12 protein-coding genes and 2 pseudogenes are annotated in these 13906 nt (G+C 60.6%); 5 read left to right on the top strand and 9 right to left on the bottom strand.

The window, feature by feature from the left end:
• Nucleotides 1-206 precede the first annotated feature (206 nt).
• Nucleotides 207-407, top strand: a complete 201-nt coding sequence (locus AC0L8G_RS02145) for a DUF2905 domain-containing protein (RefSeq protein WP_473386347.1) — start codon at nt 207-209, stop codon at nt 405-407.
• On the opposite strand, the gene dut is transcribed toward AC0L8G_RS02145, so the two are convergent.
• The 8 genes and pseudogenes from dut to AC0L8G_RS02185 form a co-directional block, all read right to left on the bottom strand.
• Complete coding sequence (dut, locus tag AC0L8G_RS02150; protein WP_473386349.1) at nt 408-890, bottom strand: dUTP diphosphatase; 483 nt, start codon at nt 888-890, stop codon at nt 408-410.
• Between the two features lie 324 nt (nt 891-1214).
• Nucleotides 1215-1610: a F0F1 ATP synthase subunit epsilon gene (locus tag AC0L8G_RS02155; RefSeq protein ID WP_473386351.1), complete on the bottom strand. Its 396-nt coding sequence runs from the start codon at nt 1608-1610 to the stop codon at nt 1215-1217.
• A 6-nt stretch (nt 1611-1616) separates the two neighbouring features.
• Nucleotides 1617-3036, bottom strand: a pseudogene (gene atpD, locus AC0L8G_RS02160) (F0F1 ATP synthase subunit beta).
• Nucleotides 3037-3372: 336 nt separating this feature from the next.
• Nucleotides 3373-4254 carry a F0F1 ATP synthase subunit gamma gene (locus AC0L8G_RS02165; RefSeq protein WP_473386352.1) on the bottom strand — a complete coding sequence of 294 codons (882 nt, stop codon included), beginning with the start codon at nt 4252-4254 and terminating at the stop codon, nt 3373-3375.
• Nucleotides 4255-4269: 15 nt separating this feature from the next.
• Nucleotides 4270-5799 (bottom strand): F0F1 ATP synthase subunit alpha, encoded by a 1530-nt coding sequence (atpA, locus tag AC0L8G_RS02170; protein ID WP_473386354.1) that lies wholly within the window; start codon nt 5797-5799, stop codon nt 4270-4272.
• A gap of 4 nt (nt 5800-5803) precedes the next feature.
• Nucleotides 5804-6391, bottom strand: coding sequence for a F0F1 ATP synthase subunit delta (locus AC0L8G_RS02175; RefSeq protein WP_473386356.1), 588 nt, complete (start codon nt 6389-6391; stop codon nt 5804-5806).
• A 201-nt stretch (nt 6392-6592) separates the two neighbouring features.
• Nucleotides 6593-6958, bottom strand: a complete 366-nt coding sequence (locus tag AC0L8G_RS02180; protein ID WP_473386358.1) for an acyloxyacyl hydrolase — start codon at nt 6956-6958, stop codon at nt 6593-6595.
• A gap of 288 nt (nt 6959-7246) precedes the next feature.
• Nucleotides 7247-9467, bottom strand: a pseudogene (locus AC0L8G_RS02185) (primosomal protein N').
• Nucleotides 9468-9544: 77 nt separating this feature from the next.
• On the opposite strand from AC0L8G_RS02185, the gene AC0L8G_RS02190 reads away from it, so the two are divergent.
• Genes AC0L8G_RS02190 through dapD form a run of 3 tightly spaced genes read left to right on the top strand, consistent with a single transcriptional unit; the run spans nt 9545 to nt 12204 of the window.
• Nucleotides 9545-10591, top strand: coding sequence for a DUF1036 domain-containing protein (locus AC0L8G_RS02190; RefSeq protein ID WP_473386359.1), 1047 nt, complete (start codon nt 9545-9547; stop codon nt 10589-10591).
• A 50-nt stretch (nt 10592-10641) separates the two neighbouring features.
• On the top strand, nt 10642-11358 hold the full coding sequence (locus AC0L8G_RS02195) for a pyrimidine 5'-nucleotidase (RefSeq protein WP_473386361.1): 717 nt from the start codon (nt 10642-10644) through the stop codon (nt 11356-11358).
• A 9-nt stretch (nt 11359-11367) separates the two neighbouring features.
• On the top strand, nt 11368-12204 hold the full coding sequence (gene dapD / locus AC0L8G_RS02200; RefSeq protein WP_473386362.1) for a 2,3,4,5-tetrahydropyridine-2,6-dicarboxylate N-succinyltransferase: 837 nt from the start codon (nt 11368-11370) through the stop codon (nt 12202-12204).
• Between the two features lie 9 nt (nt 12205-12213).
• Here the strand turns inward: dapD and AC0L8G_RS02205 are convergent, their stop codons facing one another.
• A complete protein-coding gene (locus tag AC0L8G_RS02205; protein ID WP_473386364.1) occupies nt 12214-12678 on the bottom strand; it encodes a cupin domain-containing protein in 465 nt (154 codons plus the stop codon).
• A 60-nt stretch (nt 12679-12738) separates the two neighbouring features.
• On the opposite strand from AC0L8G_RS02205, the gene dapE reads away from it, so the two are divergent.
• Nucleotides 12739-13905: a succinyl-diaminopimelate desuccinylase gene (gene dapE / locus AC0L8G_RS02210; RefSeq protein ID WP_473386366.1), complete on the top strand. Its 1167-nt coding sequence runs from the start codon at nt 12739-12741 to the stop codon at nt 13903-13905.
• Nucleotide 13906 lies beyond the last annotated feature (1 nt).

The following is a 13906-nucleotide window of genomic DNA, read 5'->3' on the forward strand; positions in this document are numbered from 1 at the left end:
ACCGCTTCTCTGCGGCTTACCCCCTTCAGGACACAACAATCCCTTCATCCTGAGGGCGCGCATGAAATGCGTGCGTCTCGAAGGGCGAAGGGATTGTTGCCCCTCAGGATGAAGCGTCCGGGAATTGCATTCGCCGCAGGCAAGCCCCATTTTATGTCTCGATCCCCGCCTGCGCGGGGATGAACGGAGATGATGGTCCAACGCCCATGCAGAAATTTCTGATCACCGCCAGGATCATCCTGCTGGTTACGGGGCTTTTGTGGCCGGTGCTTTCGAAACTCGGGCTCGGCCGCCTGCCCGGCGACTTGCGTGTAGAGCGCGAAGGCTTTTCGTTCTTCTTCCCGGTGACGACGATGATCGTCGTCTCAATCGTCCTGACGCTGATCTTGCGATTTTTCGGGCGGTAGCTAGACCCCGGTGGAGCCAAAACCGCCGGCGCCGCGCACCGTGTCGTCAAGCTCTTCGACTTCTTCGAACACCGCCTGATAGACCGGGGCGAACACCATCTGACCGATGCGGTCGCCGCGATTGATGGTGAAATCCTCCGCGCCGTGATTGATCAGGATCACCTTCAGCTCGCCGCGATAATCAGCGTCGATGGTGCCCGGCGCGTTGACGCAGGAAATGCCGAACTTCGCCGCAAGGCCGGAGCGCGGGCGCATCTGCGCCTCCCAGCCCGGCGGCATGGCGATGGCGATGCCGGTCGGCACCATGAACCGCTCGCCGGGTTTCAGCGTCAGCGCCTCAGCAACCGCCGCGCGCACATCGCAGCCCGCAGCGAGTTCGGTTTCATAGCGCGGCAGCTCAAGCCCTTCTGCATGGGGCAGACGCTTGATCCGGACATTGAGTTCTGCTGGCTCAGCGAGCGGCTTGAATGCAGTGGCGGACATGGGCGAGCTCCTAGATTTGTTAAGAGGGTTAGCGCGTCGGCCGCACAATGCAGATCGGATTTTATCCAAAATTTTCCAACAGACTTTTCCTCATCCTGTTTGCGCAAATTTTCCACCGCTCATCCCGGCGAAAGCCGGGACCCAGACTGCACAAGCTGGAAATCAGTAAGGCGCAGGAGGGCCTGGTGGAAAACCATCACGCTCCGACTGTGGAAACTCACTTGATACTGGATCCCGGCTTTCGCCGGGAAGAGCGGGTCTTTAACCTCCGCCCATGAAAAAGGGCGCTGACGCGCCCCTTTTCCACAAGCCGTTTAGCCGCGCCTACAGCGCCGCCTGAAGCTCTTTCAGCCGGTCCAGCGATTGCTGGGCGTTGAGTTTCTTGTCGTCCGTATCGGCGTCGGCGAGATCTTCTTCCGCATTCTTGATGCGCGAGGCGATCGCCGCGGCGTCGAGATCTTCCGCCTTCATCGCTTCTTCGGCGAGAACGGTGAGGCCCGACGGAGAAATCTCCGCAAAGCCGCCGCGCACGAAGATGCGGCTTTCATCGGAACCCGATTTGATCCGCACCATGCCCGGCGCCAGCGTCGTCATCAGCGGTGAATGGTTCGGCAACACGCCGATCCAGCCCTCGACGCCGGGAATGTCGACCTGGTCGACTTCCGCCGACATCAGTTCGCGCTCCGGCGAGACGAGATTGAAATGGAGTTTGTCAGCCATTTCCGCTTACGCCGCTTCCGCTGCGAGACGCTCTGCTTTTTCGATCGCTTCGTCCATGGAGCCGACCATGTAGAAGGCTGCTTCCGGCAGGTGATCGTAATCGCCAGCAACGAGACCTTTGAAGCCTTTGATGGTGTCAGCGAGCGGCACCAGCTTGCCCGGGCTACCGGTAAAGATTTCCGCCACGAAGAACGGCTGCGACAGGAAGCGCTCAACCTTACGGGCGCGCGCCACGACGAGTTTGTCTTCTTCGGACAGCTCGTCCATGCCGAGAATGGCGATGATGTCCTGCAGCGACTTGTAGCGCTGCAAGATGCCCTGCACGTCGCCGGCGACCTTGTAGTGCTCTTCGCCGATGATGCGCGGATCGAGAATGCGCGAGGTGGAGTCGAGCGGGTCAACCGCCGGATAAATGCCTTTTTCCGCGATGGAGCGGTTCAGCGTCGTCGTCGCGTCCAAGTGCGAGAAGGAGGTCGCCGGCGCAGGGTCGGTCAAGTCGTCGGCCGGCACGTAAATCGCCTGCACCGAGGTGATCGAGCCTTTGGTCGTCGTCGTAATGCGTTCCTGCATCATGCCCATGTCAGTGGCGAGCGTCGGCTGATAGCCCACCGCCGAAGGAATGCGGCCCAACAGCGCCGACACTTCCGAGCCAGCCTGGGTGAAGCGGAAGATGTTGTCGACGAAGAACAACACGTCCTGACCGGCGTCACGGAAATGTTCCGCAACCGTAAGGCCCGACAGCGCAACCCGCGCACGGGCCCCCGGAGGCTCGTTCATCTGACCGTAAACGAGAGCAGCTTTGGAGCCTTCGCCGCCGCCTTCTTTGTTCACGCCGGATCTCGATCATCTCGTGATAAAGGTCGTTGCCTTCACGGGTCCGCTCGCCAACGCCGGCGAACACGGAGTAACCACCGTGAGCCTTCGCGATGTTGTTGATCAGCTCCATGATCAAAACCGTCTTGCCGACGCCCGCGCCGCCGAACAGGCCGATCTTGCCGCCCTTCACGTAAGGGCAGAGCAGATCGACAACCTTGATGCCGGTTTCGAGAATTTCAGACTCGGTGGACTGTTCGGTGAGCGGCGGCGCTTCCTGGTGGATGGCGCGCTTCGCCGTGTGCGGGATCGGGCCCAGCTCGTCCACCGGCTCGCCGATGACGTTCATGATGCGGCCCAGCGTGCCGTCGCCAACCGGCACGGAGATCGCTTCGCCGGTGTCGGTCACCTTGGCGCCGCGCACCAGACCTTCGGTCGAGTCCATGGCGATGGTGCGCACGGCGTTTTCGCCCAAATGCTGCGCGACCTCGAGCACGAGACGCTGCCCGTTATTCTCGGTTTCCAGCGCGTTCAGGATGGGGGGCAGCTTGTCGTCAAACACAACGTCCACGACAGCGCCGATCACCTGACTAATCCGGCCTTGATTGCTCATTTTTACGTCCTTCGCCTCTGTTCGGTCTCTTCTCTGATAACGAGCAGTGATGGTTTTGCCTTCAAAACCGGCACTGTCGCCAATGCTATTTTGCGTTGCTTCCAGATAAGGCGCGGGCAAGGCCGTAACGGCGCGCCGCCCACTCAACATCCGCAACACAATCAGGATTAACCGCACAATCCGCGAACTGACGTCCAAGAAAGCCCCCGCTTCCCGCATGACCCACAAGGGCCGAAACGCTGCACCGCAGCAATCTTAGGGGTTTCCTGCCATCATGCGCAAGCCTGGCGCGATTTTCTCCTAAACTCGTCTCCTCAACTACTCGCTCAGCGCGCCCTACAGGGCTTCCGCGCCGGCGATGATCTCAATCAGTTCGGTCGTGATCTGCGCCTGACGGGCGCGGTTATATTTCAGGTTCAGCTTGTCGATCATGTCGCCGGCATTGCGCGTGGCGTTGTCCATGGCGGACATCGACGCGGCCTGTTCAGAGGCGACATTTTCGAGCAGAGCGCGGAACACCTGAACCGCCACATAACGCGGCAGCAGGGCGCGCAGAATATCCGCCTCGTCCGGCTCATATTCGTAGACGGCGCCTTTAAGGTCCGGCGTCACCACGCCTTCCGGCGCTTCCGCCGGAATGATTTTTTGCGCGGTCGGCACCTGCGTCACGACGTTTTTAAACTTGCCGAAAAACAGCGTCGCCACATCGAACTCGCCAGCGTCGAAACGCGTAAGCACTTGTTCGGCGATCTCATGCGCTTCACCGAAGCCGACCTGTTTGATCTCGACGAAATTCGTCTTCCAGACAATCAGATCGCCATAGAGACGCTTGAGCTGGTCGTTGCCCTTGCGGCCGACGGTGATGATTTTGACTTTTTTGCCTTCGCCTTGAAGGCGCGTGATGTGCTCGCGCGCCAGCCGGACGATGGATGAGTTGAAGCCGCCGCACAGACCTTTGTCAGCCGTCGCGACGATCAGCAAATGGGTTTCGTCCTTGCCGGTGCCGGACAAAAGCTTCGGCGCATTCGGATTGCCCTTGGCGCTGGCCGACAGATTGGCGAGCACCGCCTCCATCCGCTCCGTATAGGGACGGGCTTCAGTGGCGCGCTCTTCCGCACGGCGCAGTTTCGCCGCGGCGACCATCTGCTTCGCCTTGGTGATCTTCTGCGTCGACTTAACCGAAGCGATCCGGTTTTTGAGGTCCTTAAGAGAGGGCATCGTTGCGCCTTTTCTTTAAGCGAAGTTCTTGGCGAACGCGTCGAGCGCTGCGACGAGCTTTTCTTCAGTGTCTTTCTCGAGCTTGCCGCTTTCACGGATCGCTTTGAGAATGTCGCTGTGATCGGCATGCAGCTTGCGCAGGAATTCAGCTTCGAATTCGCGCACGCGATTTTTCGGGAACTTGTCGAGGTAACCGTTGGTGCCGGCGAAAATCACGCAGACCTGTTCTTCAACCTGAAGCGGCGAATACTGGTTCTGCTTCATCAGCTCGGTCAGGCGGTCACCGCGATTGAGAATGCGCTGGGTCGTGGCGTCGAGATCGGAGCCGAACTGCGCGAAAGCCGCGAGTTCGCGATACTGCGCCAGCTCGCCTTTGATCTTGCCCGCAACCTGTTTCATCGCCTTGATCTGAGCCGAGGAGCCCACGCGCGACACTGACAGGCCGACGTTCACCGCAGGACGAATGCCCTGGAAGAACAAATCGGTCTCGAGGAAGATCTGACCGTCGGTGATCGAGATCACGTTGGTCGGAATATAGGCGGACACGTCGTTGGCCTGCGTTTCAATGATCGGCAGCGCGGTCATCGAGCCTGCGCCGTGATCTTCATTCAGCTTCGCCGAACGCTCAAGCAGGCGCGAGTGGAGATAGAAAACGTCGCCCGGATATGCTTCACGGCCCGGCGGACGGCGAAGCAGAAGCGACATCTGGCGATAAGCAACGGCTTGCTTGGAGAGATCATCATAAATGATCAGCGAGTGCATGCCGTTATCGCGGAAATATTCAGCCATCGCACAACCGGCGAAAGGCGCGAGGAACTGCAGCGGGGCCGGCTCGGAAGCGGTCGCGGCGACGACGATGGAATATTCCATGGCGCCGTTGTCTTCGAGCGTCTTGACGATCTGCGCCACGGTGGAGCGCTTCTGACCGATCGCTACATAGACGCAATAAAGTTTCTTCGACTCGTCGTCGCCCTGGTTCACCGCTTTCTGGTTCAACACGGCGTCGATGCAGATCGCGGTCTTGCCGGTCTGACGGTCGCCAATCACCAGCTCGCGCTGACCGCGGCCAACCGGGATCATGGAGTCGATGGCCTTGATGCCGGTCTGCACTGGTTCGTGCACGGATTTACGCGGCAGGATGCCCGGCGCTTTCACATCAACGAGACGGCGCTCCGTCGCATCGATCGGGCCCTTGCCGTCAATCGGATTGCCGAGCGGGTCGACAACGCGGCCAAGAAGGCCTTTGCCAACCGGCACGTCCACGATCGTCTTGGTGCGCTTGACCGTGTCGCCTTCACCGATGGCGCGGTCATCGCCGAAGATCACGACGCCGACATTGTCGCTTTCCAGGTTCAGCGCCATGCCTTTTACGCCATTGGCGAATTCGACCATCTCACCAGCCTGGACATTGTCGAGGCCGTAGACGCGCGCGATGCCGTCGCCAACCGACAACACCTGGCCGATTTCCGAGACTTCAGCATCCTTGCCGAAATCCTTGATCTGCTGTTTCAGGATGGAGGAAATTTCCGCCGCATTGAGTTCCATGAGCTCAGGCCTTTTTCATTACGGTCTTCAAACGAGTAAGTTTGGTCTTCAACGATGCATCGACCATTTTGGAGCCGATCTTGACGACAAGACCGCCCAGCAAATCCGGATCGACGCGGGTTTCAAGATTGACCGCCTTGCCGACCATGCGCTCGATCTCAAGGCGCAGCGCCTTGACCTGATCGTCACTCATGGGGGCGGCGGTTGCAGCTTCGGCGCTGACTTCGCCGCGTTCATCGGCGGCCAGCGCGCGGAAGGCGCGGATAATGTCTTCGAGTGCAAACAGGCGCCGGTTCTTGGCGACCAGTTTGAGGAAATTGCCGGTCAGCGCGGAATAGCCTGCGCGCTCAGCCAGCGCGGTCACGGCGTTCACCTGCTCGGGCCGGTCATAGACGGGACTGCGCAGAAAACTGCGAAGATCCGCCGACGCATCAATGGCGGTTTGCAGGTTGCTCAATTCCCCTTCGATCTTTTCGATGGCGCCGGCATCGCGGGCGAGATCGAAAAGCGCAGCCGCATAGCGACCGGCGACACCGGAAACGGGGGCGAGATTGGCAGACGCGGCGCTATCGGACGTTGAATTCGCGGACACGGGCGCTGTTCGCTCCTCAAGGATCGGGCGCCGAAAAATACCGGCGCCTAAGGCTTTGAATTTACATACGAAAAGAAGGCCACGCTCGCTTACAAACGCGCCCTCTTCATGGGATCGCGCGAGGCGATAGCATGGCCCCCGCCGCGACGCAACAAGGACAAGTGCGGCGGAATGGCGAAACCTGCGATTGTCGGGGTTTTCTTAGAGGCCGAGACTGAGCCGGAGGCCCATCTGATCAAGGCCTTCATTGTCGCTGCAAAGCTCGGCGTTGGAGATGTGATTCCAGTGAAAGGACGCGCTGAGGCGGTCGGTCACCCGGTATCCCACATCGCCCGCCACCCGGATCAGCACCCGGCAGCCGTAAAACACGGTGTTCGACACCCGCGCCGCATCCGCCACCGGATCATAGGCGTCGGTTTCGCCATTATGGATGGCGGCGCCGATGCCGGCGGTCACGAACCAGCGTGAGGTGAGGTCGACTTTCCAGTCGAGCCCGCCATAGAGCTGGCTGGTGGCGTCGCCATCTGTCGCGATGGTCGCGCCGATAATCGGGCGCGGCTTGGCCAAAATGGAGAGGAACCGGGGGATTTGAAAACCGCCTCGCCATTCAGCGCGACGCCTTGCTCTTTATCGGAACCAAAACCGCAGCAGCCTTGCGCGTAAATGCCGACGCGGACTTCCTCTAACGGATCCGCCGCAGCGGCGGACGCCATAACGGCACAGCCGGCGAAAACTGCTGCAAGCTTTTTCATAAGAACCCCTCAACGACCCGTGACTGATACAACTGTTCCGTGCTCAATCCAAGGTTGAGCAAGCAGCGTGCCAGAAAGGCCCGCCAATTGGGGAAAAGTCAGCCTACAAAAAAGAATAGGGGTTGATGTCCACCATCACGCGGACCGCGCCCGGTATCTTCACTGAAGACAGCCAGTCCGCGAGATAGCCCTGTAAATGAACGTTTTTTCTGGCTTTCACGAGAAGCCGCATGCGCGCCATGCCGCGCAGGCGATAGATCGGCGCCCGCGCCGGGCCCAGCACTTCAATCCCGTCGGCATGCGGCGCCGCAGCGCGCAATCGCCGCGCGGTTTCGTCCAGCACGCGCTCATCCAGCGACTTCAGGGTGATCGCCGCGAGCCGCCCATAGGGCGGAAAACCAAGATCGCGCCGGCCCATGGCTTCCGCCGCGAGAAACGCATCGCGATCACCGGACGCCAGCGCGGCCAGCACCGGCGCCTCGGGCTGATAGGTCTGCAACAATGCGCGGCCCGGCTTTTCCGCGCGACCGGCGCGGCCCGTGACCTGGCTCAGCAATTGATAGGTGCGCTCCGCCGCGCGCAGATCGCCGCCCGCCAGCCCGAGATCCGCATCCACCACGCCGACCAGAGTCAGATTCTGCAAAATGGTGGCCCTTTGCGGCGACCTGGGTCGCAATGAGAATGTCGATTTCGCCTGCATGCATCGCATCGAGCATTTCGCGCATCGCCCGCGGTCCCGGCGCCGTATCCGAAGACAGCACAGCGATATTCGCCTGCGGCCAGCGCTCGCGCGCCTCTTCTGCAACACGCTCCACACCCGGACCGCAAGGCGCCAGCGAGTCGACTGCGTTGCAGGCGGGACAAGCGGTCGGCTTGGCCATGGAAAACCCGGTATGATGACAGACCAGCCGGTTTTCAAAACGGTGCTCCACCAGCATTGTGTCGGAGCCCGGCGCCGTCATTTTATGTCCGCAGCGCCGGCACAAAGTCAGCGGCGCATAACCGCGCCGATTGAGAAACAGCATTGACTGTTCGTGTGCGGACAGTTTTTGCGAGACGGCGTCAACCAGCACCGGTGACAGCCACTTGCCCGCTTCGGGACCATGCTCGCGCATGTCAATCAGCTTGATGTCAGGCATCTGCGCATCGGCGAAGCGCGATGACAGCCCGACCGCCTCATAGCGCCCCTCATCCACATTGACGATGGTTTCAAGCGAGGGCGTCGCGGAAGCGAGCACCACCGGAAATCCGGCGAGCGCGCCGCGCGCGACACACAGATCGCGGGCGTGATAAATCACGCCTTCCTCCTGTTTATAGGCGTTTTCGTGCTCTTCATCGACAACGATCAGGCGCAGCTTTTTGAACGGGAGAAACAAGGCGGAGCGCGCGCCGACCACCAGCCGCGCCTGACCTTCCGCGACGCGGCGCCAACTGCGACGCCGCTGCGCGCCGGTCAAATCCGAATGCCAGGGCGCGGGCGCGGCGCCGAAACGCTGCTCAACGCGCTCAAGAAACGGCAAGGTCAGCGCTATTTCCGGCAGCAGGATAAGCGCCTGCGCTTGCGGGTCGCGCTGCAACGCTGCGGCGACCGCTTCGAAATAAACTTCCGTCTTGCCCGAACCGGTCACGCCGTCGATCAGCACCGCCTTGTGGCCGCCCTCGGCGATCAGCCCGGCGATCATCTCCGCCGCGAATTGCTGATCTTCCGAGAGGTCGTAGCCGGTTTGCTCAAGATCGGGCGCGGCGAATGGCGGATCAGGATCGACCTCCACTCGGGCCAGCGCGCCCGCATCGGCAAGACCGCGCACCACGGCCTCGCTGACGCCCGCGGCGGCGGCGAGTTCGCCGGCGAATTGCGGCGCTTCACCTGCGGCGGCGAGCACGGCTTTTCGCTGCGGCGTAATCCGCAAGCCGTCCGGCGTTTCCGCCTTTACAAAAGCGGTCTGCATGCGCGGGCCTTCAAGCGCGTCAGAGACCCGCATCACCATGCGCAGCACCGAGCCTTTCGGGGACATCGTATAGGCGGCGGCCCAATCGACGAATTCGACAATCTCTGCGGCCAAGGGCGGCGCATCCAGAACGGCCGCGACCGCCTTCATTTTCTCCAGCGGCGGCGCCTCGCCCTCTGACGGCCAGACCACGCCAATGACTTCGCGCGGCCCAAACGGCGCCGCAACGAAGCTCCCCACCGGAGGCGCCGGCGCCGCGCACAGATAGTCGTACGCTTTCGGCAAAGGCAGCGGAAACAGGATGCTGACGCGCGCTGCTTGCGCCGAAGCATGCTCATCCCGCAGCTTTTCTTCGATTGGTGACGCCTTATTCATCTGCTCGCGCTTGATCCTCAGGTCAGTTTCGGCTGAATTACACGCCAGTCCAGCTAGTTATATTCAGGCGAAGCAGCATGCGTCTCATTCTTTTGTCGATCCTGGTTTTCATCATCGGCGCAAGCGGCGCATCCGCAAAATACAGCTTCTGCAATAAATCGAGCTACGCGCTTTCCGCTTCGATCGGATATGTCGATGGCGACCGCCTGGCGACTCGCGGCTGGTGGCGCCTGCGCCCGGGCCAATGCAAGGTCATTTTGACCGAACAGGCGAAACCGGGACGCTACTTTGTCTACGCGGAAGCGATACCGGGCCACAAGGGTCCGCTGCGCACATGGTCGGGAGAGACCGCGCTCTGTGTGGAAAACAACGGCTTCTTCAATTTGCGCAATCAGGATGTGTGTCGCGACGATCCGATGCGCCAGCGCAAGTTTTTCAATGTCGAAGTGACGGAGGCCGCCGGCGGAAACTGGCAAACGGATTTCTCCGAAGCCAACACCTACACCGTCTATTCCGCAGAAGTCGCCGGCGTGCAGCGCCTGCTCTCCGACATCGGCAAGGATAGCGGCAATGTGGACGGCGCCATGGGCCGCGACACGCAGCGCGCCCTCGCCAATTACCGGCGCGAGAAAAACCTGCCCGAAGGCTATAATATCGATGACGATCTGATCGACGCGCTGATCGAAGATGCAAACGCCCGCGAGTCGAAACTCGGCTTTTTCTACTGCAACAAGACCGACAACCCGGTCTGGTCCGCCATTTCAGAACCGCAGGACGAGACCGCCTATCGCTCCCGCGGCTGGTGGAAGCTCGAACCGGGCGATTGCGCCAAGATCATCAAGGGCTCCCTCGAAAAAGATCATTATTACGTCTACGGACTAATTGAAGACCCGGCTGGCGACAGAAACCTGATTGGCGGTGATAAAACTTTCTGCGTCAATCTCGTCATGTTCAATACGCCGAACGATCTTTCCTGCGCCGATCAGGAACTGGAAGACGCATCCTTCCGCCGCGTGGAAATCGGCGGCGCCGAGTCGGCGACCTTTGATTTCCTGCCGGAAATGTTCGCAGCTCCGTCACCCGCGACAACCGCTCCCGCGCCAGCGCCTGCGCCCGGACAGTAATTTTTCTTTCCGCCAGGCCTTGCAGCCGGCGCAGCCCAGAAGGCAATAACATGGCCGTTGCGCGCCCTGACTTACGCCATGTGGAAAACTGGGTTTTCGACCTGGACAACACGCTCTACGCCGCTGAATGCCAGCTCTTTGCACAGATCGACGCGCGCATGACCGCGTTCATTCGCGACCGCCTCGCCATGCCGCACTGGGAAGCGCGACGTCTGCAGAAAAGTTATTATGTGGAATATGGCACGACCATGAGCGGACTGATGGACAAGCATGATGTGTGTCCGGATGAATTCATGGAATATGTGCATGACATCGATGTCAGCGCCGTGCACGAGAACAAACCGCTCGCCGCCGCGCTCACCGCGCTGCCGGGCCGCAAATTCATCTTCACCAACGGATCGGTGCGCCACGCGGAAAATGTCGCCGGGGCGCTCGGCGTCTTGTCCTGCTTTGACGAAATTTTCGACATCAAGGCGGCGGGCTATGCGCCAAAGCCGCGGCGTGAGCCATATGACAAATTCCTCGCCTCCCACGGCGTCGCGCCGCAAAGCGCGATCATGTTTGAAGACATCGTCCAGAATCTCGAAGCCCCGCACGAGCTTGGCATGACAACCGTGCTGGTGCATTCCGACGCCGCATGGCTGGACGACGAACCCCACGAAAAAAGACCGGCCCGGCCGGGAGACTCAGCGCCGCATGTGCATTATGTAACCGACGACATCACCGCCTTCCTGTCCGGCGCCGACCTGACCAACACCGCGAAATAAAGAGAGATCATGACTGACAAGACTGCGCTTGAAACAATCATCAACGCCGCATGGGAAAACCGCGCGGAAGTTTCCCTTGAGACAAAGGGCGATGTTCGCGACGCCGTAACCGAAGCGCTGGCGATGCTCGATAGCGGGCAGGCGCGCGTCGCCGAGCCCCATTCCGGCGGCGACAAGACCGACTGGCGGGTCAATCAATGGCTGAAAAAAGCCGTGCTGCTTTCCTTCCGGCTGAATGACAACCGGATCATCGACGGCGCCAATGGCCCGTGGTTCGACAAGGTTGAAACGAAATTCGCGCGCTGGACCGAAGAAGATTTCCGCAAGGCCGGGTTTCGCGCCGTGCCGCCGGCGACCGTGCGCCATGGCGCCTTTATCGCGCCGGGCGCGGTGTTGATGCCGTCCTATGTGAATATCGGCGCCTATGTGGGCGAAGGCACCATGATCGACACCTGGGCGTCGGTCGGGTCCTGCGCGCAGGTCGGCAAGCATTGCCACATCTCCGCCGGCACCGGCATTGGCGGCGTGCTGGAGCCGTTGCAGGCGAACCCGACCATCATTGAAGACAACTGCTTTATCGGCGCGCGCTCGGAAGTGGTCGAGGGCGTCATTGTGCGCGAAGGCTCCGTCCTCGCCATGGGCGTGTTCATCACCGCTTCCACCAAGATCGTCAATCGCCAGACCGGCGAAATCACCTATGGCGAAGTGCCGCCCTATTCGGTTGTCGTGTCGGGAACCATGCCGTCTGACAAAGGCGGACCGAGCCTTTACTGCGCTGTCATCGTCAAACAGGTCGACGAAAAGACGCGCGCAAAAACATCCGTGAACGATCTATTGCGGGACTAGGGACGGAGGCTAATAGGGCTCGCCGTTTTTGCGGGAGATTTTCCACGCGCCGTTTTCCTTGATGACCTTCATATCAACATCGGGATCGGTATAGGTCACGTCTTCATCCATTGAGCGCGTGCCGACCTCAAGGAAAACCGCATCGGCGCCGGACCGGTTGACCATCATATGTCCATTTGGCGCGCCCGCCTTGAAGGCGGCGGCGTCCCCGGCTTTCAACACCGTCTCGCCATCGTCTTCCACCAGCACCGCCTCGCCTTCGAGCATGTAAATCAGCTCGTCTTCCTTAAGGTGCCAGTGCTTGTGGGCAGAGCCGGCCCCCGGCGCGAGGCGGGTGAGGTTCACGCCGAACTGATCGAGCCCGCCGAGATCACCCAGCGCGATCTTTGACCGCCCCTTGCAATGATCGGCCAGCTTGCCGGGATAGACGGTCGCCGTCCGCACCGGCGCATTCTTGATGTCGAGCTTCGGCATTTCGCCCCCCTTAACTGGAGTCCGCTTGTTTCAATCTCGCGCCTAGTCTACCTCAAACCCATGAGCGACAAAAACAATCTGACTCACGATCCGGTGACGCTGGCGCGCGCATTGATCCGCCGCCCTTCCGTGACGCCCGAAGACGCCGGCGCGCTTGATGTGTTGCAGGCGGCGCTTGAGAGCATGGGCTTTCGCTGCACCCGTCTTCCCTTTGAGGACATCGACAATCTTTACGCCGAGATCGGCGCCGGCGCGCCGCATTTTTGTTTCGCCGGACATACCGATGTGGTGCCGGCGGGGGACGCGGATGAATGGACGTCGCCGCCATTTGACGCCGCCGTCAAAGACGGCAAGCTTTGGGGCCGCGGCGCGTCCGACATGAAAGGCGCGATCGCCGCTTTCGCTGGCGCCGCCGCCCGCGCGATAAAGGCCGGCGCCGTGAAGGGCACGCTGTCGCTGCTGATCACCGGCGACGAAGAAGGCAAAGGCGTCAACGGCACCGTCAAAATGCTCGAATGGCTTCGGGACCAGAACATCAAGATCGACCATTGCCTGGTGGGCGAGCCGTCAAACCCTGACGCCATGGGCGACATGATCAAGGTCGGGCGGCGCGGCTCGATCAATTGCTGGCTCACCATCACCGGCAAGCAAGGCCATGTGGCCTATCCGCACCGGGCAAAAAACCCGATCCCCGCTTTGCTGCGCAAGCTGCTGCATTTAAGCGAGACGCCGCTTGATGAAGGCTATGAGCGGTTCCAGCCATCAAGCCTTCAGGTTACGGATATTCACATCGGCAATCCGGCGCATAATGTCATTCCCGGAAAAGCGAGCGCGCGTTTCAACATCCGCTTTAATCCCACATGGACCGGCGCAAGCATTCAGGAATGGCTGCGCGCGCAGCTTGATCCCATCGCGAAAGAGATCGGCGCGGCGTATGCGCTTGACTGTGTCGTCTCGGGCGAAGCGTTTTTGACCACCGACATGCAGTTTCTCGGCATGCTCTCATCCTGCATTGAAGAAAAGACCGGCCGCAAACCCGAATTGTCCACCTCGGGCGGCACTTCCGATGCACGCTTTATCAAGGACTACGCGCCAGTCGCCGAATTCGGACTGGTTGGCGCCACCATGCATCAGGTCGACGAACATGTTGAGGTAGGCGACATTGAGTTGCTGGCGGATATTTATGACCTGATCATCGCGCGCTATTTCCAAACCTTCGCACACTGAC

Source organism: Hyphococcus sp. D3-15 (assembly GCF_055809375.1).